The organism is Novosphingobium sp. ES2-1 (genome assembly GCF_015169775.1).
GTDB lineage: Bacteria > Pseudomonadota > Alphaproteobacteria > Sphingomonadales > Sphingomonadaceae > Novosphingobium > Novosphingobium subterraneum.
Window position 1 is genome coordinate 386,689 of record NZ_CP063446.1, and the last position, 25,480, is coordinate 412,168.

The window sequence follows — 25,480 nt, forward strand, 5'->3', positions numbered from 1 at the left end:
GCGCCTGGAGCCTAGCGGCAGCGCGGGCCGGATGGGCCCTCCTGCCGCAGGCACGGACGCAACATCGGTGGCGGCGTGTGATCGACGAACTGGGTCGGACGCGCTGGCCACTTGCCCGAAGCGACGCGCTGTTCAAGATGCGCAATCGCCGCAAGGACCTGTTCGGGCGGCAAGCGGCAGTGCCCCGCTCCCCTGTGCCAGAGCGGCTGCATCATCGCAGGCGGCGCAGCGTCGGCATAGGCGCGCTGCAGCGAAGGTGAGGTCAGCCCATCGCCCACAGCCTGCAGCGACACCAGTGGCACGCGCGGGCGGGCTGATGGCGTATAGTTATCAAGCATGTAGCGCACGGCTGATGGCTTGGCGCTGACCCTTGGGGCGCGGGCAAGCGTGGCGAGATCGCGGCTCAGGCTCAGCCCGGCCTTGCGATACATCGCCTCCACGAAGGGCCGACGTCCCGAACGATCCAATTGCCGGGCGTAGTTCACGCCGGTGTTCCACGAGAAGACGCCGCCCGCGCGGCTCTCCTGATCATTGCGCGGCATGAAGGTGCCCATGACCAGCGTCGCGGCGATCTCGTCAACCTGCGCTTCGCCATCGTCGTCGGCCGGCTCGGGACGCTCGGGCCGGGTCCAGCCGGGAATGCCGCCGAGCACACCCGCCAGTGCGATCCGCGCCCTGCCTTCGCGGGTCTGACGGGCAGCATCGATTGCCGCCATGGCCTTGCGGCCATTGGCCATGTCGTCAGCGACGTTGACCAGCGACAGCCCGGAATTGGGCGCGATCAGGGCGGCGGTGGCAAAAGCCCCGTCCAGCCCCATGTTCATCATACCGACCGCACCGCCGATTGACGGACACATCGCCAGTGCGCCGTCGATCACTGGCCTGTCCTGCTCGGCCAGCGCGGTGGAAATGAGGCCGCCCATTGACGACCCCCAGGCTAGCACGCGTGCCGGGCGCCCTTCGCGCGCGACAAAGGCCTCGACGGTGGCGCGCTGCGCGGGCACAGCCTGTTCGAGCGACCACCCGCCCGCGCCATAGTCTGACGCCACCAGCGCATAACCCTTGGCGAGCAGCAGATCACGGTACTGCGCAGGCGCGGGTTCGGCCGGGTCGATGCGAGGGGAGTAGCCGTGGCTCCACAACAGCAGGCTGCCGTTGAAGTTTGCCGGAACCAGTGCCTGCCATTTCGCCCCGCTGGCAAGTGTGCCATCGATCATGCGCGAAACGGGCGCTGCATCCTGCGCGACGAGCGGAGCGGCAAGCATCGCCAGAGGGGCGAGCAGCAGACGCAGCTTCACGCCACTGGCTCCTGCGCCAGCCACGCGAGAATATCGGCACGGTCTGCATCTAGACGGGGCGGTGCGGCAAGCGTCGGACCCGCCTGCCCCGCCACACGGTAGCCGGGGCCGGGAATTTGAACGCATTCCTGAGGGAGACCGGGAATCTGAAGATCCACCAGTGCGCCCTTGCCTGCAAGCGCCCCGGCCTCGTCCACGCGACGCACCATGCCGCAGGGAATGCCTGCATTGCTCAGGCGCTGCTCCCAATCCGCCGCATCGCCCGTGGCGAACACGGCCGAGAGAGCGGCGTGCATGGCATCGAAATTGGCGCGGCGGGCATCGGGCGTGGCAAAGCGTTCATCGCCCAACCAGTCCTCGTGTCCGAGTTCGCGCGCGAGTGCAGCGAACTGCGGCGGCTGGACTACGCCGAGCGAGATCTGCCGCCCATCGCGCGTGGTGAACAGCGACGCCGTCGGCAATCCGCTATAGCCGGTGTTGCCCATGCGGCTCATCGGCTTGCCGGTCACGAGGAACGGAGTCAGCGCCGAGGTCATGAAGGCGAGGCTGGCATCAAACATCGATACATCGAGCTTGCTGCCCCCACCGCCACGCTCGCGCTGCATGAGCGCGCCGAGGATCGCCATGGCGGCGGTCTGTCCGGTCAGCGTATCAACGATGGGGAAGCCCACGCGCACCGGCGGGTCACCCTCGTCGCCACTCAGCATCATCATGCCACTGGTGGCCTGCACGATATTGTCGATGGCCGGCCAATCGCGATGCGGGCCTTCCTGGCCATAGCCGGAAACCGAGCAGTATATCAGGTCGGGACGCAGATCGCACGCAGCCTCGTAGCCAAGACCGAGCCGCGCCATGACGCCGGGCCGGAAGTTTTCGAGCAACACGTCAGACCGGGCGATCACGCCCCGGGCAATGGCAAGATCGGCCTCGTCCTTGAGATCGAGCGCGATCGACTTCTTGCCGGCATTGGCAGCGATGAACGCGGGCGACATCCCGTCGTAGCGCCGGTCAGCGCCATAGTTGCGGAAGCCATCTCCGCCCTTGGGCTCGATCTTGATGACCTCGGCCCCCATCATCCGCAGCAGGTGCGAAGCGTAAGGCCCAGCCATGACGTGGCTGAAGTCGGCAATCCGGATGCCGGAGAGCGGGCCGGTGGCTGGAGGCGAAATCATGGCTTCTCCGGAAATTGCTTGCGGACCACGGTCCATTGCTTGTCCTTGCACAGCCCGCAGTCGGGGCCGGTAAACATCGCGCCCGCCTTGGCCTTGCGTTTCAATTGCCAATCGAGCCAGGCCGCGCCGATGCGGCCATAATCGCCACCATTGGCAAGGCCGAAGGTGCCGCCATGGCCGATGGCCGAGTTGGCGAAGAACACCGGCACATGGGCAATGCGCGACACATCGTCAGACCCGTTGGGGTAGGCAATGTCGTCAGGCCCGCCGAGGATGTAGGCAACGGGCGTGTGCAGCCTGGCGAGATCGTCCTTGGTAATGCCGACGCCGCTCAGGCCCGAGCCTGCGCGCACATAGACTCCGCTGTTGAAGGTGACGACCGCGCCGATGCGTGGATCGGCACCGGCTGCAAGGGCTTGCAGGCCGCCGCAGGAGTGCCCCATGACGGCAATGCGTGAAAGATCGGCATGGGGCGCGAGATCGCTGCCCCTGACCCAGTCGATCGCGCCGAGCAACTGGCTCACCTGCGTTTCGTCCGGCGTTGCGCGGGCCGGCGGAGCCCCTGTCGGGCGCGGGCCGTTTGCGGGAGGAAGTGCGGCAAGCACCGGCCGCTCCTCGCGCGGGGTGCCATTGGCAACGACCAGATAGCCGTGGCTGGCTATCTCACGCAGGAAATGGCTGGCCGACAGGCCGTTGTCGCGGCAGCCGCCATTGCCCCACAGCACCAGTGGCAAGCGCTTGCTCGGCCACTTTGCGGGGCGGTAGATGGTGTAACCCGGCGCATCGGCGCGGCCTTGCGCAATGGCAGGCATTCCGCCGGAACCAGCAGGACCCCCGATTGTCCGGGCACTCTGCGCCTCTGCTGTGAGCGGGGCGATGCCGAGCGCGAGGCCCAGCAGGAAGGATGTCATCTTCTTCATGTGCCACTCCCGCAGGTAATCCGGTCCCGTCCCTTCACCGCTGCGCGGGCGGAACGGAATGCAGCCTCGCCATCGATGCCATAGGCGGCAAGGCCGCGCGCATTGGCTTCTGAATCGCGCAGGTAGATTGCGTCGAAGCGCTGCTGGTCTGCCACGCTGGCAGGGTTGAAGGTGACCTTGGCCGCCACGGCTTCGGCCTTGCCCTTCTCGACCGCGGCGCGAACCTGGCGAGCCAGCGCCGCTTCCCACACCACGATGCCATCGGTCAGGACCTGACGATCAGCCTCGGACAAGGCGTTCCAGCGCTTCTCGCTCATCGCGCGCGCTGGATAGGCACCTCGGGGCACGGCGATCTGGTAGAAGTGCTTCGAGATTTCGGCAAAGTGCAGCGACTTGAAGGTGTCTTCCGGCGCGATCACGCCGTCGATCACGCCCTTGGCCATGGCAGAGTAGACTTCGCCCATCGGCATGTTGACGGGGTCCGCACCGAGGGAGTCCAGCACGCTTAGGAGTTCGGTCGGCGCACGGATGCGCAGGCCCTTGATGTCTTCCAGACTGCGCACCTGCCGGTTGGCCGTAACGAGACCGGGCAGCGTGCCGCCCTGCACCGCCAGCACCTTGAGCCCAGCCAGTTCATGCCCGACCTGCGGATTGGCGCTGGCGATGCACCCATAGAGCGCAACCTGCGATTCCACGCTGTCTGCGCCCTGATAGAAGCCCGACTGGATGCGGATGAGGTGCGTGCCGCCGCGCACGTAGATCGGCGTGATCAGGCCGATATCGGCCACGCCGTGGCGCAGTTCCTCCATCGACATGTCCGATGAAAGCAGCGCGCCCGACCATACCGGCCTGATCCGGATGCGCCCGTCCGAGCGCTTTTCGACAAAGGCCATCCATTCCTGGTCGGCCTTGGAAAACGGATGGTTGGGGCTGTAGGGCGAGGCATAAGTCAGTTCGGTCACGCCCGGATCGACCGGGCGCGCGCAGGCCGCCAGGAGCAGGATCAGCAGGGCGGCGAAGAGCCTCACGCGAGCCCTCGCTTCTGCAGGAACTCCGCCACCATGCCGACCATCCTGTCATGATCCCAATTGGCGGCATCGACCATGTCGGCGTCGATCATCAGCACCGGCACGCCTGCCTTTTCCAGCGCCTCGGCGGTGATCTTGGTGCCGGATTGCGACAGGCGGTTCTCCGGTGGCAGCAGGACAACGCAAGCATCGATGCCGCAGCGCTCTGCTTCGCTGGTCATCCAGCCGTTCATCCATGGCGGCAGGTGCAGCACCTCGTTCATCGAGCAGATGCGGCTGGCCAGCGCCTCCATCGGACGGCCCTGCACTTCGCGGATGTACTGCGGACCTGCAAAGGGCATGTACATCGACCAGACGAAGACCGCGCCCATGCGCTCTTCCAGCGCCTGATAGAAGCCGGGATCGTGCCACACGCCTGCGCCGATCCACATCAGGCGAATCTTCTCGTTCGCAGCGGTGCCCTCGCCCGCGGCGATGCGGTTCATCACCTCGTCGCGAAAGCGCCTGGCATGCCCCACCGCCCAGTCGGAGCCGCGATGCCACTGCGGAATCATCGTGTTGGGCATCTGCTCTGCGATCGAGACCGGGCACGGCCGTGCCTTGCCGATGGCCTGCGCCGCTTCCCAGATATAGCCTTCCTGCTCGTTGATGCGCTCCATCAGGTAGTGGAGCTTTTCCTCATCGAACTTGCGACCGGTGCGGTTCTCCAGCAGCGCGATCAGGTCGCGCATTTCCGAAACGGCCAGCGCGATGCGATCCGCGTCATAGACCTGTTCCCACTGGTCCTTCGAATGGGCGAACCAGCGGGGATCCTTGTGCTCCCACGCAGGCGCTTCCATCGGGAAGAATTCGCTGCCCAGCGCATCGGCCCACTGCCCGAACACGTGCTGGATGCAATCGCAGGTCATCCGCGCGACAAGCACCGTGGGCTTTGGCAAGCCGCCCCATGGCGCGGTCCTGGGGTCGTTGGCCAGCGTGCAGGCAAGGCCGAGCGAGCAGTACTTGCAGCTGTTCTTGGGGTAACCGGCCTGCGCCATCACCTCGAAATAATGGTTCGAGAGCTGCTTGGCCGAAATATAGGCCGACCACCACTGATTGGTGATGATCGGTATGTCCATCACGTGGAATATTTCGTGCGGCGTATCGGCCTGGACGATGGCAAAAGGCTCGCCCTCGTCGACGACGCGGCGCCTGAGGTCTGCTCCGAACTGCTTCTGGTAGGCGCTCGCAGCGGCGGTGCAGGCAAGGTCCTTGCGGCTGCGCTGGCCCGAGGGTTTTGTGATGGGTTCGGCGCTCACTGGAAGACTCCTGCCTGTTCGAGTTCGGCAATCCGGGCCTCTGACAGGCCGCACAGATCGCGCGCGATTTCATGGACATGCTCGCCCATGCCGGGCGCGCGGAAGGGCTGGAACCGATCGCGCGAGAAGCGCAGCGGCGTGGCGATGTGGCCGAAGGGGCCGAGCAGGGGATGGTCGAGCGTGACCAGCGCGCCGCGCCCGATCAACTGGGCGTCGCGCTCGATCATGTCCTCGCAATCCTGCACCACGCCGCAGGCGATGCCGTGGGCCTGAAGCTCGGCGGCGATGGCGTGGTCCCCGCGCAATGCCGTCCATGCGGCGGGATCGGCGCCAGTGATCGCCAGAAGCTTCGCATGGTCAGCCGCGGTCGGGCAGGAGACCGCCACCCAGCGGTCCTCGCCCGCCGCGGGGAGCACGTCCTGCCAGAACACCCGCGCATCGGCATTGCCCATGCGCTGCGGCCGCTCGCCCCGCTTGGCCTGCTCAAGATAATCGCGCATCTGCTGGACGCAGATCTCGTACATCGAAGCATCGATATGGCAGCCGCGCCCGGTCTCGCGCCGATATTGCAGCGCGCCGGCGACCCCTGCCGCCATGACATAGGGCACGATCACGTCGCCGAACGGGACCGCGCCGGGGATAACCGGATCGCGATCCGGCCAGCCGGTCAGGTAAGTGCGGCCCGAGAGCGCCCCGCCGGTGCCATCGACGCCCCATTCCTGCGCCATCGGCCCGGTCTGGCCGAACACGCTGCCCGAGACCATCACGATCCCGGGGTTGCGCGCCGCAAGGCTGTCGTAATCCAGACCCAGCTTGGCCATCGTGCCGGGCGAGAAGTTCTCGACCACCACGTCGGCCCAGTCGATCAGGGGATCGATCAGCTCGCGGGCCTCGGCCTTCTTCATGTTGAGCGAAAGGCTGCGCTTGGAGGTGTTGAGGTGCGAAAACCACGGCTTGTCGTCCCAGTTGCCGGGCTTCGAGGCCGAGACTTGCACGTCCAGACGGGCCAGATCGGGCCTGGTCCGCGTCTCGATCTTGACGATTTCCGCGCCAAGGTCGCCCAGTGTCTTGGTGGTGATCGAACCGACCAGCGCCCACGCGAAATCGAGCACCTTCACGCCCGAAAGCGGCCCCGGACGGGTGCCGGTGTGGATGGCGGGCGCGGCAACTTGCGCGCTGCCTTCACGGAACGCAGCGAAGCGTTCGGGCAGGCCATCCGCCGTGTCGAAGAAGCCCCGCGCGGCAAGATGCGGGTCCGCCAGCACGTCTGCCGGTTCGTTGGCAACGCAGGCGTTGATCCCGCGCCGCAAGCCTTCGGTCGCGATCTCGTGCTTGGTGCGCGAGAGGAAAAATGCGGCGATGGCCGCTTCCCACAGGCTGCGGGTTTCAGCAGGGAGAGTGGAGCGGTTGTAGGAAAGCCAGTCCGTCCCAGCCATGGGATTGGGCATGCCCGCTTCGTCGATCCAGTCTGACAGCGCCTGGTTGGCGGGCGCGCCGAGGCGCCCGGTCATCAGCGAATGGAAGCACCAGCCATCGGCGAGCCGCCAGATCGCCCGCACCGTCGCCTTGCCATAGGCGAGTGCGCCGCCAACGCGGACCAGCTTGCGCTCGTCAAACTGCCAGACCAGTACGCCGTTGAAATTGCGGCTGAAGGCGACTTGCTGGATCGAAACATCGACGTGCTGGCCCTTCCCGTGGCTTCCACGTGCATAGTGCGCCGCCAACGCGCCCGAGGCGGCCACCATGTCGGCGTGGAAGGTGCAGGCGTCGCCCGCCTCCTTGACCGGGGGCAGGCCGGGTTCGCCTGTGACCCGCAAGGCCCCGCCCATCGCCGAGGCGACCAGTTCGCCGCCCTTCCAGGCCGAGCGTGGCCCGCCCGAACCGAACGGCGTGACCGAAACATGCACCACCGTCTCCGGAATGCTGACGCCCTCAAGCCCTTCCAGTCCAAGGTCATCGATCACGAACGACGCGCCTTCGACCGGCCCGCCCAGTTCCGCACCAAGCGATGCCAGGAAGCGTGCGAGCGCGCGATCCGCCATGCCGCCGAGTACGGCAACGCGGTGTCCGCTGAGCAGCTTCATGCGGCCACTCCTGCGAGAAAGGCAGTGATTTCGGCATCGATCCCGTCACGGCACGACCAGTCGCGCCGGGTGGCGACCATGACTGGCAGGCCCTGCGCCGCCAGCGCTGCGCGCATCGCAGGCAGGTGCCACACGGTCGTGTCGTCCTCCTCGATCAGCCACAGCACAGCCGCTTTTGCGCCAACCGCCAGAGCCCTTTCGGTGAGCGCACCGGAGCGATCGAAAAAGCCGCGCGTGTCGAGGCGAAGGGCATGAAGCTGGCGGGCAACCGCGGCAAAGGGATTTCCGATCTCTTCCACCAGCAGCCCTGCGTCCTGCCACTCGTCGGCCAGCGTGCGACCGGTTGCGGTCCAGCCCTCGCGCTCGATCATGCGATGCATGCGCTCATCGGGTAGCGGACTCCCGGCAATCAGGCATACCTTGCCCTCGGCGGACGGAATGCCCGGCTTTGCGCGGGCTGCGTTGCCGGCAACGATGGCCGCAGACAGCGCCGCCTCGCCCACGCCCAGCCGCTCCGCCAGCTTGCGCAGCGCCACCTCGTCGCGGGCGATACTGCTAGGCCTCTGGCTCTTGGCAATATCCAGCACCAGCGGTTCCGGGCCCTTGATCGCGCCGGATCGTCGCAACTCGCACAGGTAGTAGTAAAGGCGCTGCGCACTATCGTCGGCGCGCGAGAACACGACCGCCTCGACATGGTCGAGCGCGCCGTCGGCCCAGTCCTGCAGCACCGAGCGGGTCCACGGCGCGAACTTGCTTTCCAGCCAGCGGTCCGCCGCGGGCATGGCGCGATCCACGTTCCACGTCAGCGGTCCGGCATTGCGCCCGGTCGCCTCCAACAGGTCATGCGGCAAGTTTGGTCCGGCATAAGCAAACATCGTCAGTTTCCAAGCAATTCGGGCAGCCCCAGCGCCAACGCGGGGAACAGGATCAGGATGAGCAGGTGCAAAAGGTCGCTCGCCAGGAACGGCAGCACGCCCTTGAAAATGCGGTTGATGGAAACGTCCTTGGCCACGCCCTGGATTACGAACAGGTTCATGCCCAGGGGCGGATGGACGAAGCCGATTTCCATTGCGCGGCACAGGAAGATGCCGAACCAGATGGCAGACATGCCCACGCCTTCGACCACCGGCAGCAGGATCGGCGTGGTCAGAAGCATCAGCGCAAGGCCATCAAGCACCGAACCCAGCAGCAGCAGGATCACCGCAACAAGGATCAGCGTGGGTATCGTGCCGAGGCCAAGGCCGGTGACCCAGGCGCCGATGGCGTCGGTCAACCCTGTAACCGAAACGAAGACCGAGAAGACCAGGGCGCCAATGATGACCATGAGGATCAGCCCGCTCGTGCGCAGCGTTTCCTCGAAGGCCTGCATCAGCATGGCGCGATTGAGGCGCTTGCGCCACGCCGCGATGGCGAGCGCGCCCGCTGCACCGATCGACGCGGCCTCGGACGGGCTGAACCAGCCAAGCGCAATGCCGCCGATGACCAGCGCGATCAGCAAGATCATGTCGGCGATCCTGCCGATGGCCTGCCACCGCTCTGCCCACGAGGCGCGGTCGCTGGCCGGGGCAATATGCGGGCGCAGGCGCACGGCGATCCAGATGACCGCGCAATAGAGCAGCGCCTGCGTCAGCCCCGGCACGATTGCTGCGGTAAACAGTTTGCCGATGGACTGTTCGGCAATGATCCCGAACACGATCAGCGCGCCCGAAGGCGGGATCATCTGGCCCAGCGTGCCGCCCGCCGCGACAGTCCCGGTCGCCAGTGCGTCCGAATAGCCGCGCTTGCGCATTTCCGGCAGGGCAACAAGGCCGATGGTCGCTGCCGTGGCCAGGCTCGATCCGTTGATCGCACCGAAGCCTGCGCACCCGCCGACCGAGGCATAGGCCAGCCCGCCGCGCCGATGGCCGACCAGCTTCGCCGCCGCATCGAACAGATCGCGGCTGGCGTTGGAAGAGAAGAACAGGTGCGCCATGAACATGAACAGCGGCAGCGTGCCCAGTTCATAACGGGTCAGCGTATCGACCAGCACTACCCCGCCCTTGATCAGTGCGGGTTCGAGGCCGAGCACAAGGCACAGCCCGCCAAGCCCGACGAGGCCCAGCGCCACGCCGATCGGCAGGCCCGACAACAGCAGCGCAAAGAGGATCACGACACCGATCACGCCGGTCGCGGGCGTCGCAAACATCACTTGCGCCCCCTGACGGCTTGCGCGAGCAGCACTGCGGTCGTCGCCAGCAGTGCCAGGTTGGCGAATAGCCGCATCCAGCGCCACGAGATGCCGAGCAGTTCGCTCTCCTCGTGCCCGCTCCACAGATCGGCCATGAGCCACAGCGACCCGGCGAGAAGCCCGGCAAAGAACACCGCGCCCAGCAGGCCCGAAAGCCGCGCCATGGCGGCCTTCCCGGCATCGCCCATGCGGTCCACCACCAGATGCACCTTGGCGTGCGCCCGCTCCGCAGTTGCCACCAGCAAGGCCAGCGATCCGGCAACGAGGACAAAGAGCTGCACCAGTTCGATGGAGCCCCGCAGCGGCAGGCCGACATGGCGGCCGATCACCGCAACAGTATCCGTTGCTGTTGCTCCCAGCAGCGCGACCCCGCCGAGCAGGGTGATGGCGTTGCGCACCCCGATCATGCGCGCACCGTGCCGTCAGCGGCGATGGTGATCGGCGGCAGTCCGGCCTTCCGCGTGATGTCTTCGATATAGCGGGCGATCTCGGATTTCCTCTCGCCTTCGGCCAGAACCGGCCTTCCGGGTGCCAGAACGTCCACCGGGATGATCCCGGCTTCGATCCGGCCATCTTCATGGACTGTCAGTCGCCCGAGCATGGCATTGACGGCTTCCGGATGAAACGGCGCGAGGGTAAAGGCCGGGTCCGGTTCGAACCCGAACAGTGCCTTGCGCCTCTCGGCCCACTCGCGCCGCGCCGGGTGGTCCTGCGCCGGGCTAAGCGCACTCGTCACGACGCAACCATTGCCGAGGCCATGGAAGATCGGCTTGCGCTGATGGAATTCGATCCCGCGAACGATATGCGCGTGATGCCCGATGACCACGTCCGCCCCGGCCTCGATGGCTGCGTGGCTGATCGCACGCTCGTAGGGGGCCAGGCAGGCGGGCGTGTGGACCACCCCCTTGTGTAGCGCGACCATGATCACGTCCGCGCTTTCGCGCACCGCCGCGATATCCTTGCGGAGCACTTCGAGCGCCTGATCCGTCACAACGACAAGATCGGCGGCAGGGGCGATCGGTCCACCATCTGCAGTTTCGATCCGCAGATAGGCACACCCGGCCTGCGCTTCGCCGGCCCAGCTCATTTCCGGTCCGACACAGTTGTAGCTGAGCAGGGCAATGCGCATGCCGCAGCGCTCGACCATCGCCGGCTTGCGCGCCTCGACCAGCGACAGTCCTGCGCCCGATCCGACGAGACCTGCCTCGGCCATGAGGGACAGCGTGTCAGCGATTCCTTCTGCCCCGCAATCGGCAATGTGGTTTCCGGCAAGGCTCAGCATGTGAAACCCCGCCGCAGCGATGGCGGCAACATTCGAAGGCGGCGCGCCCGGCGCGGGAACGTCGCCTTGCAGCTCCTGTCCCTGCCCGGTGTGCGGCACCTCGAGGTGGCCCACCGCAAGGTCGGCCTCCTTCAGCGCCGGGGCAATTCCCGCCAGCCAGTAGGGGGCATCGGGCTCGTCGAGCACGAGGTCCCCCGCCAGCACCATGGTAACCGCCTTGCGCACTTGCGACCCTTCAGTTCTCAGAACGACTTGCGCAGGCTTACCGCAAACAGCCGCCCGATGGGATCGCTGGCGGTGGCGTCATACCCACCGCTGCCGTTGCCGCTTGGCGCAAGGTTCACGTAAGGCGGATCGGTGTCGAACACGTTGCGCACTTCGAGGCCGAGCGTCATGCCCTTCTCGAAGAACCCGCTTGCCTGCTGGTCGCCGATGCGGAACGTGAGGTTGAGGTCAACCGGGGTGTAGCTCTTCACGTTCTGGCCGCCGACCGTCAGGTTGTTGAAGTAGCCACCGACATGGATCGCCTGCACACGCGCGCTGAACGGACCGTGATCCCAGGTCACGCTGCCCCGCGCCTTGAACTTCAGCGGGTTGAAGATGAAGTCCAGCCGATCGATCAGCGGCGCCTTGGGCGTCAGCGCCACGCGGTACTTGGTGAGGTAAGTGCCCGAAGCGTTGAAGGTCAGCGCATCCTCGCTGCCCAGTTCGGCGCGCCACGTGGCGGTGAAATCGATGCCACGGGTGATCGAGACGCCAAGGTTCTGGCTGCGCCCGTCAACGAACAGGGTCACGTTGGCCGGGTTGCCACCGGGGAACGACCCGCCCGCCAGCGTCACGCCCTGCGCCAGCAGCTGCTGCACGCGCGTCGCGGCATCGGTGCCGCGCAGGATGATGCCCGTTCCTGCATACTGCGCCTCGGTGCCAAGGATGGCGAGGTTGGAGAGGTTCGCCAGCACCTGGTTCTTGTAGTTCACGTCCCAGTAGGTGACCGAGAAGCGCAGGTTGCGGGTCGGTTCGAAGTCCGCGCCGACCGACCATGACGTCGCCGTCTCGGGCTTCAGATCGAGGTTCGGGCCCGAAAGGGCATAGCCCTGCAACGGCGCGCCGCCTGCCGGGTTCTGGTAGGACTGGCCGAACAGGTTGTTGGAATTGCCGTAGATCTCGGGGATCGTCGGCGCGCGGAACGATGTGCCATAGCTGCCGCGCAGCTTGATCCCGTCGACCGGCACCCAGTTCACGCCGAACTTGGGATTGGTCGTGCTGCCGACGTCGCTGTACTTGTCATGACGGACCGCGGCATTGATCTCGAGCCGCTGGAACCCGGGCATGGCATTGTCCGGCCCGAACACGGGAATGAACAGCTCGCCATAGAACGAATCAACCTTGCGGCCGAAGTTGCGGAAGGTGATCGGATTCGTCGGCGCGCCGCGTGCGGAGCCGAGCGCGACCTTGAAGTCCTGCCGCTCATACCCCGTCGCCAGCTTCAATTCGCCGCCCGGCAGCGCGAAGAGCCCGCCGTTGAGCCGCGCTTCGTAGGTGCGCAGGCGCCCGTTGGTGGGGGCAAGGAAGATCTGGTTGGCAATGCCATCGAGCACGGCCTGGCTGGTGCGACCGAGGCCATAGGGATCGAACGCCGTCGCCGGATTGCTGCTGGCGAGCGCGGCGTTGAGAGCCGCATTGTTCACGCCGAAGTAGGAGCCCGAGAAATCGTTGGTCTTGCCATAACCGAACAGGGCCTCGGCTTCCCAGCCTCCGGGCAGCTTTGCCTTGATCCCCGGCGTGATCTGCCAAGAACGGGCGTAGCCATAGGAATCGTTGGTCGGCAGGTCGTTCCGGAAGTTGTAGTCGAGCGTGTAGCTCGAGCCGGTAAAGCCATCGGGCCGCACGAAGAAGGCATTGGTCTGCGGCACCGTCAGGCGCGCATTCGAATAGGCCGAGATGCGATAGAACGAGCGCTTGGAATAGAACCCGTCGTAGAACACGTCGAGCCAGTCGGTCAGTTCGTAGCGGCCAGTGCTGTTGACCGAGTCATACTTCTGGCGCGGGATCAGGTCCTGATTGTCGAGCTCGTCGCACTTGTTGAGCGAACCGGCAGTGAGGCTTCCTGCGGTGGCCTGCGTCACCCCGCTGGAGGGAATCGCATAAGTCGTGCCGTTGGCGTTGATATTGCCCGGCGCGCAGCGGACGATGCGATAATCGCCGCCGCCAAAGCGACGCTGGTCGCTGGTGAAGAAATCACGGTCGTCGCCCGAAAGGTTTGAGCGTTCGACATGCTCGTAGGCGACCATGATCTGGCCACGTTCGAACACTTTGCCCAGCGCTGCGCCCAAGGTATATTCATGGAAGTCGCCCCGGCTGGAGATGCCGGTGCGGGCAAACACTTCGCCACCATCGAGCGAGCGGCGCGGGATCAGGTTGACCACGCCCGCCACCGCGTCGGACCCGTAGATCGCCGAAGCGCCATCGGCGACCACTTCCACGCGCTCGATGCCCAGCGAAGGAATGACCGAAGGATCGATCGAGCGGCTGTTGTTGGTCACGCGGTGGCCATCGACCAGCACCAGCGTGGCATAAGGTCCGATGCCGCGCAGGTTGACCGAGTTGCCATAGGTGATGTTGCCGCTGCCGCCCGATTGTCCGCGCGAGTTCTCGGACACGCCGAGGTCGAAGACCTGCGGGATCTCCTTGATCATGCGGTCGACGGTGACCTGGCTCGAAGCCTCGATCTCCTTGCGACCCAGCGTCGTGACGGTGGAGCCGACCGGCGCCTCGCCGCGCACGCGGCTGCCGGTGACGATGATCTCGGCGTAGCTGGCCGCGCCCTCTTCAGGTGTATCCTGCGCCGCCTCCTGCGCGAAGGCCGCACCCGAAAGCGTGATCGCCAGCGCGCAGCACCCCAGCTTCAGCATGGCCCGCGAGGCCCCGATCCTCTTGCCCTTCATAATCCCCTACTCCTTCCCTGAGCCGTCGATGCGGCTTTGCATTTCAAAAAGAACTCAGTCGTTTACCGGCAGATCGAGCCGGGATGCATTGGCGCCGCCGCGATGCACGGTGATGACCGGCGCCGGGTTCTGGCGAATGTCCTTGAGATTGCGCTGGCGCGGATCGGCCCCCGCCACGGTCAGCCGCAGCCGCGCGCCTGCTGGCACCACGCGCGACACCGGCGTCATGTCGATGTTGACGCGCACGACCTGACCGGGCCGAACCGGCACGACATCGGCCATCATTCCCGAATGCCACGGCAAGCCCATCGTGTCGTAGGGGGCCTTGCCCTCCTTGCGGTGCGAAAGCGCGAGCCGCCCGAACGCCACGACCTCGGCCTTGCCGCTCGCATCGACCTGATCGAGGTAGACGAAGACGTTTGCGTCAGTCTTGTCGGTCGAAACCGCCAGCCGCGCCACGGGGAAGCCCACCAGCTTCACCGGCGCAGTCAGCGCGGGCGTGGTATAGGACAGGCCATTGGCGTCCATCGGCTGGGCCCAGAACGCGAAGTACTCGGGGTCCGGAAGATCGTAGTTGACCGTGAAGCGATCCGCGCCGCGTCCGCCCGCAGAGGCGCGGAGGAGACCATCATTCACCGATCGCGCCGTGCCGCTCTTCCCCTCTTCAAGGAACCATGACACCGGCTTGGCCCCCTCGCCCGGCAGCAGGTTGGAGCGAACATAACCGCCCTTCCCATCCATGCCTTCGAGCCAGTAGGTCGCGCGCGGGGCAGACTCCATGCCATTGGCCGCGCCTTTCAGAGCGTGGTCGAAATAGCGCGTGACCTCACCGGTAAAGTCGAACCCCGGCGGCGGCACGCAATGGCTTCCGGGCCCGGCAAGGAACCTTGAGCCCGGCATGTTGGCGGCGCTGATCAGGGCCTGCGCTGTCGGCTCGTCCTGCCAGTTGCTCCAGAAGTAGGTGGCGATGCCTGCAGCACGGATGCGGTCCAGGTAGTTGAACGTGCCGACCTCGTTCCAGAACTCGTTTCCGGTGAAGGCCGAAACGCTGTCGCGATAAGGCATGCCGTACCACAGCGGGGCCATCGGCGTGTTGGCGGCATGCTCGGCCACGGCGGCCTTCAGCATCGCCCCATCCGTGTCGGCGTCAACCGGGACGCTGGCGAGGTCGACTTCGGCAGGCTCGTCAGGCCGTGTGTTGAACTGCGCAGGGATGCCGCCGCGCCGCACGAAGGCATACTTGTCGAGGTCGGAAGCGCCGATGAACACGGCCTTGAGCGACGGCGGCGTTGTCGTGGCAGTATGGAACGTCGATCCGCCGAGGTAGGAGCATCCGATCATGCCCACCTTGCCGGTGGAGAACGGCTGGCGCGCCAGCCACTCGACCAGATCGTAACCGTCATAGGCCTCGGTACGATCCTGAAATCCCCGACGGTGTCCGAAGGAAGCGCCCTTGCCGCGAATGTCGGCGGTGGCCACAACGTAACCCGCCCGGATCAGCGAGCGCATGGCGAGGCGATCATCAAGCGCAAGTTCGACGACCTTGCCATCCTTGTCCCTGAAGCGCGCTCGATAGGGCGTGAACGAGAAGATCACCGGCAGGCGCTCAGGCGCAACCGTGGCACCACTGGCGGGCCGGTAGATGTTCACCGCCAGCCTCGTGCCATCGCGCACCGGCACGTAGATCGATTGGCGCACGACATCTGGATAGCCGTCCGCGGCGGCAGCAACGGGCCCAGCGACGAACGTGGCCACGCTCGCCAGCGCCACGATGGCGCCCGTAAGATTGCGGATTCCCTTCACGATGCTCTCCCGGACGGATCGATCCGCCGCTCTTGCAACCTTGTGATCACCTATCCCGCAAGCGCTTACAACTGAAAAATGGACAACGATATTGTTGACAATTTCGTCCATAACCAGCGATAAGGTTGCGCATGGTCCAGGATGCAGCCATTGATCGCGCCCCTACGGGGCAGGAAATCGCCGATTGGGTCCGTCAACGCATCCGGACCGGCCGCTTCGTGCCGGGCCAGCGACTGGTCGAAGTCGATATCATCCGCCAGACCGGGGCGAGCCGGTCAAAGGTGCGCGAGGCGCTCAAGCGGCTCGAAGGCGAAGGCCTTGTCGAGATCGAGGAATTTCGCGGCGCGTCGGTCCGCAGCTCCACGCTTGACGAGGTCCGCCAGATCTATCGGGCGCGCATGGCGCTCGAAGGCATGGCAGCGCACGATTTCACCGTGAATGCCGATGCCGTCATGCTGGGCCGGCTCAAGGCCTTGCAGGACCAGCTTGACGCCTGCGTGCGCGAACGCGCGCCGGACCGGTTCGGCAGGCTCAACAATGAATGGCATCGCCTGATCGTCGAAGGATCGGGCAACAAGGTCATCGCCGATCACCTCCAGCGGCTGAACGTGCCGATCCATCGCCTTCTTTTCGAAAGCTTCTACGACGAGGAGCGCCTGAAGACCGCCAACGCCGATCATCAGGCCATGCTCGCGCTGATTCTCGCCGGGGACGCCGATGGTGCCGAACGCGCCATGCGCCAGCACATCGGCGACGGGTTCGAAACCCTCGCCCGCATCGAGGACGAATTCTATCGCTGACCGGGTCCCGTCACGGCTTGAACGTCCAGACTCCCGCCATCGGCCCGCCTTCACCGAACAGCGCGGTCATGGGATCGGCGCTTTTGGCGGCGCGGGAGAGTTTGTCGGCGAGGGGGTCGTCGACGGGTCCGTTGTGGCCTTGCAGGTGGTGGATCCAGGCGGTCAGGCCTTCGCGTATGGCGGGGCAGGTGCGGCCATGTTTCTCGTTGTGCGCCAGCGTCTCGAGCCAGCGCTGCGGGATCTTCTGCGAACCGTCCATGGCGATCTGGATCAGGCGGTGGTTGAGGCTGGGATTGGCGAAGCGGGCGATGAGGGCGTCGGCATAGGCGGCAAGGTCCTGCCCCGGTGCGGTCGCGATCGTCGGTGCGGCTTCGTTGCGCATCAACTGCTCGGCAAGGCTGCGCAAGGCAGGATCGGCAATGGCTTCGTGGACATATTCATGGCCCGCCCTGAGCCCGCAGTATGCCAGCAGCGAGTGCGCGCCGTTGAGCATGCGCAGCTTGGCCGTCTCGTAAGGGGCAACCTCGGAGACGATCTGCGCGCCGACAGCTTCCCAGCGCGGACGCGGGGACGCAAAGCGGTCCTCGATCACCCACTGGCTGAACGGTTCGGTGACGACACAAGCTTCATCCTGGCAGGCTTCATCCTGGCAGGCCTCGTCTTCAGGACCGCCCAGCGCTGCTGCCACCGCCGCGCGGTCCTCGTCGGTCGTGGCGGGCACGATGCGGTCGATCATCGTCGCGGGGCAGGTGCAGTTCCGATCGAACCAGTCCACCAGATCAGGCTCGTGCCGGGCAAGGTACTGGCGCATCAGGCGCTCGAGTATCGCGCCGTTCTCGGCCAGGTTGTCGCACGACAGCAGCGTCACGCCGGGCAGTCCCGCCTTGGCCCGCGCCAGCAGGCCTTGCGTGACGAAGTAGTAGAAGCTCAAGGAATGCGCGAGATCGAAGTCAAGGCTGCCATCGCCCTGCCGGCAGTAGCCCTTCTCGGTCACCGTCAGGCTGACGATGCGGGTGGCAGGCGCAGCCACGGCGGCAATCACCGCATCGGGTTCCTCGCTCGCCACCAGCACGTTACGGACCGATCCCACGATCCTCGCGCGCATCCCGTCGTCCGATTGCTCGACCACCGTATAGAGCCCGCCTTGCGGGTTCATCTGCCGCGCAACGCCCGCCGAGCGTAGCGAGACACCGGTGATCATCCAGTCACGGTCACCAGCATTCATCGCCGCATCGGTGTACCAGGCCTGATGCGCGCGGTGGAATGCGCCGATGCCGAAGTGGACGATGCCAACCTCTTGGCTTTCGCGATCGTAGAGCGGGCGAGCAACCTCTGCGGGCAGGGCTGCCAGCGTGTCCGGGGACAGGCGCTTCACAGGTTATAGGCCTTCTTCGCCAGATTGTACGACAGGTCCTGCGCAAGCTCTGCCGCTTCCCAGTCCTCGATGCGGTGCTCGGCCACCAGCTGCGCCAGGAAGCCGCAATCGATGCGCCGGGCAACGTCGTGCCGTGCCGGGATCGAAAGGAAGGCGCGGGTATCGTCGTTGAAGCCGACGGTGTTGTAGAAGCCCGCCGTCTCGGTCGTCATCTGGCGGAAGCGCTTCATGCCTTCCGGGCTGTCGTGGAACCACCAGGCCGGGCCGAGCTTGAGGCAGGGGTAGTGCCCGGCCAGCGGCGCGAGTTCGCGGGCATAGGCGCTCTCGTCCAGCGTGAAGAGGATGATCGAGAGGTCCTTCTCGTTGCCGAACCGGTCGAGGAGGGGCTTCAGGGCATGGACGAAGTCGGTGCGGGTCGGGATGTCGGCGCCCTTGTCGCGCCCGAAGCGTTCGAACAGCGCGGCATTGTGGTTGCGGAAGGACCCGGGGTGGATCTGCATGACAAGGCCATCGTCCAGGCTCATCGCCGCCATCTCGGTCAGCATCTGGGCGCGGAACAGCTCGGCGTCCGAGGAATGGAACTCGCCCGAAACCACCCGCTCGAACAGCGCAGCCGCTTCGGATGCGGAAAGGTTGGCAGTTGCTGCCGTGGGATGGCCATGGTCGGTGCTGGTCGCGCCCATGTCCTTGAAGAAGGCGCGGCGCTGGCGGTGGGCGGCAAGGTAGCCGGTCCACGTGCGGCAGTCCTCGCCGGTCAGCCCCGAGAACAGGTCGAGGTTCGCTGAAAAACCCTCGAACTCCGGGTCGATCACCGGATCGGGACGATAGGCGGTGATGACGCGGCCCTGCCATCCGCCGGCGCGCGCGTTCTCGGCGCGGATCGCGGCGTGGTGCTCCAGAGTGTCGAGCGGGCTCTCGGTCGTGGCGATGACCTCGATGTTGTAGCGATCGAACAGCGCGCGCGGGCGGAAGCTGTCGCTGGCCAGCATCTCGGTGATCGTGTCGAAATAGAGGTCGGCAGTCTCCGCGCCCAGCTGCACGCCCATGCCGAAGGCCTCGGCGAAGACCCAGTCGAGCCACATCCGCGAAGGCGTGCCGCGAAACAGCCAGTAGCGTTCGGCGAACAGCCGCCATGCCGCGCGCGGATCGACCGCCTTGTTGCGCACGCCAAGGTCTTCCAGCGCCACCCCTTGCGAATAGAGCATGCGGAAGACGTAGTGGTCGGGCACCAGCAACAGGTCGGTGGCATTGCCGAAGGTCTCGTTGCCCGCAAACCAGCGCGGATCGGTATGACCATGCGGGCTGACGATCGGCAAACCCGCAACGCTTGCATGAAGCTCGCGCGCAATCGCGCGCACCGATGGATCGGCCGGCAAAAGCCGGTCCGGATGAAGCTCAAGTATGCGGGGCATTTCTACTCTTTCAGACCGTATTTGAAGTGATCCAGCGAAATTCACGCCGTGGCTTTGGCGTAGCGATCGCGTTTGGCTTGTGTTGCTCTTCGTGCTTCGGCGAGGAGTCGTTCTTCGGTGGCGAAGAGGAGGCCGTCGAGCACGGCGGAGAGGTGGGTGCGCATGGCGGTGCGGGCGGCGTTGGGGTCACGCGCGCGCAGGGCCTCGAGGATCGCGGTATGCTCCTCGACCACCGGCTTGATGTTGGCGTGGCGGGCCTTCTCGTGCAGGAGCGCGGCCTCGGGCGATGTGCCGCGCAGGTCCCACAGCTGCGCCACGGTGTTGTAGACCGCCACGTTGCGCGTGGCCTTGGCAATGGCGAGGTGGAACGCGCGGTCGGCGGTCTCGGTGCCGTTGGGGCTCCGGTTCTCCTCGGCGATCTGCTGGACCAGCACCTCGATCTCGGCAAGGTCCTCGTCGGTCATCTGCGTGGCGGCCAGTGCCGCGGCCTCACCCTCGAACAGCAGCCGCGCCTCGGTCAGTTCGAACGCGGTCACGTTGAAGCCGGGACGGTCGTTCTCGCCGGGCAGCCGCTTCACATAGGCGCCCGAGCCGACCCGCACCTCGACCAGCCCCTGCACTTCGAGCGCGATGATCGCCTCGCGCACCGTCGGCCGGCTCACCTCGTAGCGCAGCGCAAGGTCGCGCTCGGCCGGCAGGCGGCTGCCCACCGGATAGCGCCCGCTGGCCAGTTCATCGAGCAGCGAGCGGGCGAGATCCTGATAGAGCCGGTCGTGTGATTTGCCAGTTGTCATGGAAACTTTCTGGTATTACCAATTCAAGAAACTTGACAGACCGAAACCGGTCCGTCAATCGGTATTACCACAATCCGCCTGTCCTTAGCGAGTGTCCCCCCATGAAAATCACCGCCGCCCGCGTCATCGTCACCTGCCCGGGCCGCAACTTCGTGACGCTGAAGATCGAGACCGACCAGGGCGTCTACGGCATCGGCGATGGCACCCTCAACGGCCGCGAGCTCTCGGTCGTCGCCTATCTCGAGGAGCACGTCATCCCCTGCCTCATCGGCATGGACCCGCGCCGCATCGAGGATATCTGGCAGTATCTCTATCGCGGGGCCTACTGGCGCCGGGGGCCTGTCACCATGCGCGCGATCGCCGCGGTCGACATGGCGCTGTGGGACATCAAGGGCAAGATGGCCGGCATGCCGGTCTACCAGTTGCTCGGCGGCCGCAGCCGCGACGGGATCATGGTCTATGGCCATGCCAACGGCGCGGACATTGCCGAGACGGTGGAAGCGGTCGGCCACTACATCGACATGGGCTACAAGGCGATCCGCGCCCAGACCGGCGTGCCCGGCATCAAGGATGCCTATGGCGTGGGCCGCGGCAAGCTCTACTACGAACCGGCCGATGCCGCCCTGCCCTCGGTCACGGGGTGGGACACGCGCAAGGCGCTGAACTATGTGCCGAAGATGTTCGAGGAGCTGCGCAAGACCTACGGCTTCGACCATCACCTGCTGCATGACGGCCACCACCGCTACACCCCGCAGGAAGCGGCCAACCTTGGCAAGATGCTCGAGCCCTACCAGCTGTTCTGGCTGGAGGACTGCACGCCGGCCGAGAACCAGGAAGCCTTCAGGCTGGTGCGCCAGCACACCGTCACCCCGCTGGCCGTGGGCGAGATCTTCAACACCATCTGGGATGCCAAGGATCTCATCCAGAACCAGCTGATCGACTACATCCGCGCAACCGTCGTCGGTGCCGGCGGCCTCACCCACCTGCGCCGCATCGCCGATCTTGCCAGCCTCTACCAGATCCGCACCGGCTGCCACGGCGCCACCGACCTCTCGCCCGTCACCATGGGCTGCGCCCTCCACTTCGATACCTGGGTCCCCAACTTCGGCATCCAGGAATACATGCGCCACACCCCCGAAACCGACGAAGTCTTCCCCCACGACTACCACTTCGAAAAGGGCGAACTCTTCATCGGCGATACACCCGGACACGGCGTCGACATCGACGAGAAACTCGCCGCCAAATACCCATACAAACCAGCATACCTCCCCGTCGCACGGCTCGAGGACGGAACAATGTGGAACTGGTAGGACCAGGCGCGGGGAGAGGATCGCAAGGCATGAACTGGAAATCGGCGCGGCTGCGCATCCTGGTGCTGGTGATGGTGGGCACCATCCTCAACTACATCGCGCGCAATTCACTGGGTGCGCTGGCGCCGCAGCTCAAGCTCGATCTGCAGATCACCACAGAGCAGTATTCCTACATCGTCGGCGCCTTCCAGTTGGCCTACACGATCATGCAGCCGATCGGCGGCATGCTGATCGACCGGATCGGCCTGACCGCAGGCTTTGCCCTTTTCGCGGTGGCGTGGAGCGTCGCCAACATGGCGCATGGCTTTGCGCGGGGCTGGCTCTCGCTCGCGGCATTTCGTGGCCTGCTCGGCATGGCGGAAGCCGCGGTGATCCCCGCGGGCATGAAGACCATCGGCGAGTGGTTCCCTGACCGCGAGCGATCTGTGGCAACGGGTTGGTTCAACGCCGGCACGGCGCTGGGCGCTGTGATCGCGCCGGTGATGGCCGCGCTGCTGGCCAAGCACTATGGCTGGCAAGCCGCCTTCGTCGTCACCGGAGGCATCGGGCTGATCTTCGCCGTGGCGTGGTATCGCTGGTATCGCTCGCCGCAGAATGCGACTTATGTCAGTGCCGAGGAACTGGCCGAGATTCAGGAGGGCCAGCGCCCTGTCCCGGTATCCGCAACCACGATCCGTTCCATCGTCGGCTCGTGGCGCTACTGGGCCATCGCCGTCCCGCGCTTCCTTGCCGAACCGGCGTGGCAGACGTTCAGCTTCTGGGTGCCGCTCTATTTCGCCAAGGAGCGCGGCTGGGATCTTACCCAGATTGCCCTTTTCGCGTGGGTTCCGTTCCTTGCGGCTGACGCTGGCGGCATCCTTGGCGGCTATCTCGCGCCTTGGCTGCAGCGCTGGAAGGGTTTGTCGCTCGAAGGATCGCGGATTGCCGGCATCTGGATCGGTGCCGTGCTGATGGTCGCACCGGGTTGCGTCGGACTTGTCGCCAGCCCCTATGCGGCAATCGGGCTGCTCGCCATCGGCGGTTTTGCCCATCAGGTGATCTCGGTGCTGATCAATACCCTGTCCGCCGACGTCTTCCCCAAGTCCGACATCGCCAAGGCCAACGGCCTCGTCGGCATGGCGGGATGGACCGGCGGGCTGCTGTTCTCGCTCGCCATCGGCCAGTTCGCGGACAAGATCGGCTTTGCGCCACTGTTCGCCTGCCTTGGCCTGTTCGACCTGATCGGCGCGATCTGGCTCCTCGCCCTGCGCCGCCGCCTTGCCTTCGCGAAAGCCTGAGTTGATGAACGACCTCTCCCCTCCCCGCCGCGCCCGCCTCTCCGCACCGCCACGTTTCTCCGTATCCGATACCAGCGGACCGCGCGTTACGCTCGGCTCCGATACCGCCGCGGTGGCCCACGTCTTCGTTCTTGAAGACGACGTGATGCGGGTGCTCTTGCTGGCAAATGGCGAAGTCACGTCCCCGCCCAGCTGGACCATAGCGCCGGGCGCCGAAGACATTGCCGAACCGGGCCGCGACCGCATGGACACGAGCGGCTTTTCCGCCCCGGCCTTTACGCTGGAGGACACAGGCGGCCAGATCGTCATCGCTACGTCACGCCTGAAGCTTACCATCAGAACCGAAGGTCTGCTCTGCACCTGGCATCAGGCCACGGCGGATGGCTGGCAGCTCATTTCCGAAGACCGCCCTACCCAGGCCTACAACTTCGGCTGGTGGGACGAGGCAACCTACCACTACGTGAAGCGCCGCCCGGGCGAGCGCTATTACGGGCTCGGCGAGCGCAGCGGCGACATGGATCGCGCCGGACGCCGCCTGCGCCTGACCAATGTCGATTGCATGGGTTACGACGCGCAGAGCGACGATCCGCTCTACAAGTCCATCCCGTGGGTGCTGGTGGTCGACGGCGGGGGCGCGGCACATGGCGTGTTCTACGATACCCTGGCCGATCCGGTGTTCGATTTCGGGCACGAACATTCCAACTACCACCCGCACTATCGCTATATGCGCGCGGAGAGCGGCGATCTTGACTACTACATGATCGCCGGGCCGGATGCGGCCGCCGTGGCCCAGCGCTTTACCTGGCTGACCGGCCGCCCCGCCTTTATGCCGCGCTGGTCAGTCGGCTATTCGGGCTCGACCATGCTCTATACCGATGCCCCCAACGCGCAGGAGCAGATGGGCGAGTTTCTGGCAGGCCTCGAAAAGCACGGCGTCCCCTGCACCTCGTTCCACCTGTCATCGGGCTACACCTCGATCGGCGACAAGCGCTACGTGTTCAACTGGAACAGCGACAAGTTCCCGGACATCGAGGGCTTCGTCAAAAGCTATGCCGATGCGGGCGTCGAGCTGGTTCCCAACATCAAGCCAGCGCTGCTGCTGTCCCATCCCCGCTATGCCGAACTGGCGTCGAAAGGATGGTTCGTCAGCGACGCGAACGGCCAGCCGGTGGAGTGCCTGTTCTGGGATGAACTGGGCAGCTATCTCGATTTCACCAATCCGCAAGCTGCGGCATGGTGGCGCGAGCAGGTGACCGAACAGCTGCTCAGCTTCGGCATGCGCGCCACGTGGAACGACAACAACGAATACGAGATCTGGGACAAGAGCGCGCGCTTTGCCGGATTCGGGTCTCCCCGGCCCGCCGCTGCGGAGCGCCCGACCCAGACGCTGCTGATGATGCGCGCTTCCCGCGCCGCGCAGATCGCCTATCGCCCCAACGAGCGTCCCTATCTCGTCACCCGCAGCGGCATGGCCGGGATGCAGCGTTATGCGCAGACCTGGTCCGGCGACAACTTCACCGCATGGAAGACCCTGCGCTACAACCAGAAGATGGGGCTGGGCCTCGCCCTGTCCGGGGTCTCCAACACGGGGCACGACATCGGCGGCTTTGCCGGCCCCTCGCCCGAGCCGGAACTGCTGCTGCGCTGGGTACAGGCGGGCATCCTCATGCCACGCTTCTCGATCCACAGCTGGAACAGCGACGGCACGGTGAACGAGCCGTGGATGTATCCGAAAACCACCCCGGCGATTGTCGGCATGATGAACCTGCGCCGGGCGCTGGTGCCACTCCTGCACGATCTGCTGTGGCGGCATCACGCTCAGTACGATGTCGTGACGCGGCCGCTGTGGCTGGACTTTGCGGAAGACCCGCAGGCGTGGACCGACGCCGACGCCTATATGCTCGGGCCGAACCTGCTGGTCGCCCCGGCGCTCGACAAGGGCGTCGGCTCGGTTCAGGCCTACCTCCCCGGCCCCACCCGCTGGATCGACCTGCGCGACGACCGTCTTCTTGAAGGCGGCAAGGTGCATGATCTGCCCGCTCCGGTAGAAGGACTTCCACCTGTCCTCGCGCGTGAAGGCTCGGCCCACCTCGTTGACATCGCTCCGGGCGGCTTTGTTCCGCCAGTGCCGCAACCTGCCGTGCTGCTGATGCTAGCACCGGGCGACAGCCGCCTCGAGTGGACCGGCTATGACGAAGCTGGCGATGCGTGGCCGGATCCGGCGCAGCCGCCGATGTGGCAGACGACCATCCGCACCTCTGCGACCACCATCGACATTCAGGCAGCATGGCGCGGCCCCGGTTCCGAGCCCTCGCCGGTCCTGTCCTTTGCCGTGCCCGAGCGCGAGCAGCGCACTATCTCCGTGAACGGCAACGCGTTGCCGGTGCGTTCAGCGCAAGTCCTGGGGCTCACTCGCAAGGTCGTCGACTGGCAAGTCTGACCCCGACAAAAAACC

General features: G+C 65.7%; 19 protein-coding genes. 4 read left to right on the plus strand and 15 right to left on the minus strand.

Features of this window, described 5'->3' with window-relative positions; genetic code table 11:
• Positions 1-11 precede the first annotated feature (11 nt).
• The 12 genes from IM701_RS17090 to IM701_RS17145 are packed head-to-tail and all read right to left on the minus strand — an operon-like array spanning position 12 to position 16,057.
• Positions 12-1,298 carry an alpha/beta hydrolase gene (locus tag IM701_RS17090; RefSeq protein ID WP_193828534.1) on the minus strand — a complete coding sequence of 429 codons (1,287 nt, stop codon included), beginning with the start codon at positions 1,296-1,298 and terminating at the stop codon, positions 12-14.
• Positions 1,295-2,470, minus strand: a complete 1,176-nt coding sequence (locus IM701_RS17095) for a CaiB/BaiF CoA-transferase family protein (protein ID WP_193828535.1) — start codon at positions 2,468-2,470, stop codon at positions 1,295-1,297. The genes IM701_RS17090 and IM701_RS17095 overlap by 4 nt, the downstream gene beginning before the upstream one ends.
• A complete protein-coding gene (locus tag IM701_RS17100) occupies positions 2,467-3,390 on the minus strand; it encodes a hypothetical protein (protein WP_193828536.1) in 924 nt (307 codons plus the stop codon). Before IM701_RS17100 ends, IM701_RS17095 begins: the two co-directional genes overlap by 4 nt.
• Positions 3,387-4,418, minus strand: coding sequence for a TRAP transporter substrate-binding protein DctP (gene dctP, locus IM701_RS17105; RefSeq protein WP_193828537.1), 1,032 nt, complete (start codon positions 4,416-4,418; stop codon positions 3,387-3,389). The genes IM701_RS17100 and dctP overlap by 4 nt, the downstream gene beginning before the upstream one ends.
• Complete coding sequence (locus IM701_RS17110; protein WP_052242614.1) at positions 4,415-5,716, minus strand: 2-hydroxyacyl-CoA dehydratase subunit D; 1,302 nt, start codon at positions 5,714-5,716, stop codon at positions 4,415-4,417. The genes dctP and IM701_RS17110 overlap by 4 nt, the downstream gene beginning before the upstream one ends.
• The gene (locus tag IM701_RS17115; RefSeq protein ID WP_230487884.1) at positions 5,713-7,800 is read right to left on the minus strand and encodes a CoA transferase; all 2,088 of its coding nucleotides are present in this window, start codon (positions 7,798-7,800) and stop codon (positions 5,713-5,715) included. The genes IM701_RS17110 and IM701_RS17115 overlap by 4 nt, the downstream gene beginning before the upstream one ends.
• A complete protein-coding gene (locus tag IM701_RS17120; RefSeq protein WP_230487885.1) occupies positions 7,797-8,675 on the minus strand; it encodes a hypothetical protein in 879 nt (292 codons plus the stop codon). The genes IM701_RS17115 and IM701_RS17120 overlap by 4 nt, the downstream gene beginning before the upstream one ends.
• A gap of 2 nt (positions 8,676-8,677) precedes the next feature.
• Complete coding sequence (locus tag IM701_RS17125) at positions 8,678-9,985, minus strand: TRAP transporter large permease (protein ID WP_039336799.1); 1,308 nt, start codon at positions 9,983-9,985, stop codon at positions 8,678-8,680.
• Complete coding sequence (locus IM701_RS17130; RefSeq protein ID WP_052242615.1) at positions 9,985-10,434, minus strand: TRAP transporter small permease; 450 nt, start codon at positions 10,432-10,434, stop codon at positions 9,985-9,987. Before IM701_RS17130 ends, IM701_RS17125 begins: the two co-directional genes overlap by 1 nt.
• The gene (locus tag IM701_RS17135) at positions 10,431-11,534 is read right to left on the minus strand and encodes a CapA family protein (RefSeq protein WP_230487886.1); all 1,104 of its coding nucleotides are present in this window, start codon (positions 11,532-11,534) and stop codon (positions 10,431-10,433) included. The genes IM701_RS17130 and IM701_RS17135 overlap by 4 nt, the downstream gene beginning before the upstream one ends.
• Positions 11,535-11,551: 17 nt before the next feature.
• On the minus strand, positions 11,552-14,254 hold the full coding sequence (locus IM701_RS17140) for a TonB-dependent receptor domain-containing protein (RefSeq protein ID WP_193828538.1): 2,703 nt from the start codon (positions 14,252-14,254) through the stop codon (positions 11,552-11,554).
• A gap of 54 nt (positions 14,255-14,308) precedes the next feature.
• Positions 14,309-16,057: a CocE/NonD family hydrolase gene (locus tag IM701_RS17145; RefSeq protein WP_230487887.1), complete on the minus strand. Its 1,749-nt coding sequence runs from the start codon at positions 16,055-16,057 to the stop codon at positions 14,309-14,311.
• A gap of 131 nt (positions 16,058-16,188) precedes the next feature.
• Between IM701_RS17145 and IM701_RS17150 the strand changes: the two genes are divergently transcribed.
• Positions 16,189-16,857: a GntR family transcriptional regulator gene (locus IM701_RS17150; protein ID WP_193828540.1), complete on the plus strand. Its 669-nt coding sequence runs from the start codon at positions 16,189-16,191 to the stop codon at positions 16,855-16,857.
• A gap of 10 nt (positions 16,858-16,867) precedes the next feature.
• Here IM701_RS17150 and IM701_RS17155 read toward each other — a convergent pair whose 3' ends face one another.
• Genes IM701_RS17155 through IM701_RS17165 form a run of 3 tightly spaced genes read right to left on the minus strand, consistent with a single transcriptional unit; the run spans position 16,868 to position 20,438 of the window.
• Positions 16,868-18,232, minus strand: coding sequence for a mannitol dehydrogenase family protein (locus IM701_RS17155; RefSeq protein WP_230487888.1), 1,365 nt, complete (start codon positions 18,230-18,232; stop codon positions 16,868-16,870).
• Positions 18,229-19,644 (minus strand): glucuronate isomerase, encoded by a 1,416-nt coding sequence (gene uxaC / locus IM701_RS17160; RefSeq protein ID WP_193828541.1) that lies wholly within the window; start codon positions 19,642-19,644, stop codon positions 18,229-18,231. The genes IM701_RS17155 and uxaC overlap by 4 nt, the downstream gene beginning before the upstream one ends.
• Positions 19,645-19,685: 41 nt before the next feature.
• Entirely contained in the window at positions 19,686-20,438 is a 753-nt protein-coding gene (locus IM701_RS17165; RefSeq protein ID WP_039335594.1) for a FadR/GntR family transcriptional regulator, read from the minus strand.
• Positions 20,439-20,539: 101 nt separating this feature from the next.
• Here IM701_RS17165 and manD point away from each other — a divergent pair, with 101 nt between their 5' ends.
• Genes manD through IM701_RS17180 form a run of 3 tightly spaced genes read left to right on the plus strand, consistent with a single transcriptional unit; the run spans position 20,540 to position 25,465 of the window.
• The gene (manD, locus tag IM701_RS17170; protein WP_039335596.1) at positions 20,540-21,748 is read left to right on the plus strand and encodes a mannonate dehydratase; all 1,209 of its coding nucleotides are present in this window, start codon (positions 20,540-20,542) and stop codon (positions 21,746-21,748) included.
• 29 nt (positions 21,749-21,777) lie between these two features.
• The gene (locus IM701_RS17175; protein WP_193828542.1) at positions 21,778-23,025 is read left to right on the plus strand and encodes an MFS transporter; all 1,248 of its coding nucleotides are present in this window, start codon (positions 21,778-21,780) and stop codon (positions 23,023-23,025) included.
• A 4-nt stretch (positions 23,026-23,029) separates the two neighbouring features.
• Positions 23,030-25,465: a TIM-barrel domain-containing protein gene (locus tag IM701_RS17180; RefSeq protein ID WP_193828543.1), complete on the plus strand. Its 2,436-nt coding sequence runs from the start codon at positions 23,030-23,032 to the stop codon at positions 25,463-25,465.
• The last annotated feature ends 15 nt before the right edge of the window (positions 25,466-25,480 follow it).

What these genes read in the sequence shown, in the direction of transcription:
- IM701_RS17095 (WP_193828535.1), bottom strand. Translation starts at nt 2,470, where the DNA reads ATGATTTCGCCTCCAGCCACCGGCCCGCTCTCCGGCATCCGGATTGCC.
- IM701_RS17100 (WP_193828536.1), bottom strand. Translation starts at nt 3,390, where the DNA reads ATGAAGAAGATGACATCCTTCCTGCTGGGCCTCGCGCTCGGCATCGCC.
- IM701_RS17115 (WP_230487884.1), bottom strand. Translation starts at nt 7,800, where the DNA reads ATGAAGCTGCTCAGCGGACACCGCGTTGCCGTACTCGGCGGCATGGCG.
- IM701_RS17120 (WP_230487885.1), bottom strand. Translation starts at nt 8,675, where the DNA reads ATGTTTGCTTATGCCGGACCAAACTTGCCGCATGACCTGTTGGAGGCG.
- IM701_RS17125 (WP_039336799.1), bottom strand. Translation starts at nt 9,985, where the DNA reads ATGTTTGCGACGCCCGCGACCGGCGTGATCGGTGTCGTGATCCTCTTT.
- IM701_RS17130 (WP_052242615.1), bottom strand. Translation starts at nt 10,434, where the DNA reads ATGATCGGGGTGCGCAACGCCATCACCCTGCTCGGCGGGGTCGCGCTG.
- IM701_RS17140 (WP_193828538.1), bottom strand. Translation starts at nt 14,254, where the DNA reads ATGAAGGGCAAGAGGATCGGGGCCTCGCGGGCCATGCTGAAGCTGGGG.
- IM701_RS17150 (WP_193828540.1), top strand. Translation starts at nt 16,189, where the DNA reads ATGGTCCAGGATGCAGCCATTGATCGCGCCCCTACGGGGCAGGAAATC.
- uxaC (WP_193828541.1), bottom strand. Translation starts at nt 19,644, where the DNA reads ATGCCCCGCATACTTGAGCTTCATCCGGACCGGCTTTTGCCGGCCGAT.
- IM701_RS17165 (WP_039335594.1), bottom strand. Translation starts at nt 20,438, where the DNA reads ATGACAACTGGCAAATCACACGACCGGCTCTATCAGGATCTCGCCCGC.
- manD (WP_039335596.1), top strand. Translation starts at nt 20,540, where the DNA reads ATGAAAATCACCGCCGCCCGCGTCATCGTCACCTGCCCGGGCCGCAAC.
- IM701_RS17175 (WP_193828542.1), top strand. Translation starts at nt 21,778, where the DNA reads ATGAACTGGAAATCGGCGCGGCTGCGCATCCTGGTGCTGGTGATGGTG.
- IM701_RS17180 (WP_193828543.1), top strand. Translation starts at nt 23,030, where the DNA reads ATGAACGACCTCTCCCCTCCCCGCCGCGCCCGCCTCTCCGCACCGCCA.